Raw genomic sequence first — 543 nt, 5'->3', positions numbered from 1 at the left:
GCGACCACGACCTCGGCCGCCTGAACGGCCTCCGCGATCATCATCGTCATCGTCATCACGGCTGCGACCTCGGCCTCGACCACCTGAGCGGCCACCGCGATCATCATCATCGTCGTCATCACGACTGCGGCCACGACCTCGTCCACCTGAACGGCCACCGCGATCGTCATCATCATCGTCATCACGGCTGCGGCCACGGCCTCGTCCACCTGAACGGCCACCGCGATCATCATCGTCGTCATCATCACGGCTGCGACCTCGGCCTCGACCACCTGAGCGGCCACCGCGATCATCATCATCATCGTCATCACGGCTGCGGCCACGGCCTCGTCCACCTGAACGGCCTCCGCGATCGTCATCATCATCGTCATCACGACTGCGGCCACGACCTCGTCCGCCTGAACGGCCTCCGCGATCGTCATCATCGTCGTCATCACGGCTGCGGCCACGACCTCGTCCGCCTGAGCGACCACCACGATCATCATCATCGTCATCATCACGGCTGCGACCTCGGCCTCGACCACCTGAGCGGCCACCGCGATC

The 543-nt window shown here is 64.8% G+C and carries 1 protein-coding gene; it reads right to left on the bottom strand.

Annotated features, from left to right (window positions below):
- On the bottom strand, positions 1–543 hold a 543-nt coding region (locus tag J580_RS22730; protein WP_032006092.1), incomplete at both ends, for a hypothetical protein.

This window comes from Acinetobacter sp. 1542444 (assembly GCF_000581835.1).
GTDB lineage: Bacteria > Pseudomonadota > Gammaproteobacteria > Pseudomonadales > Moraxellaceae > Acinetobacter > Acinetobacter pittii.
This window is presented reverse-complemented; position numbering and strand designations above follow the sequence as displayed.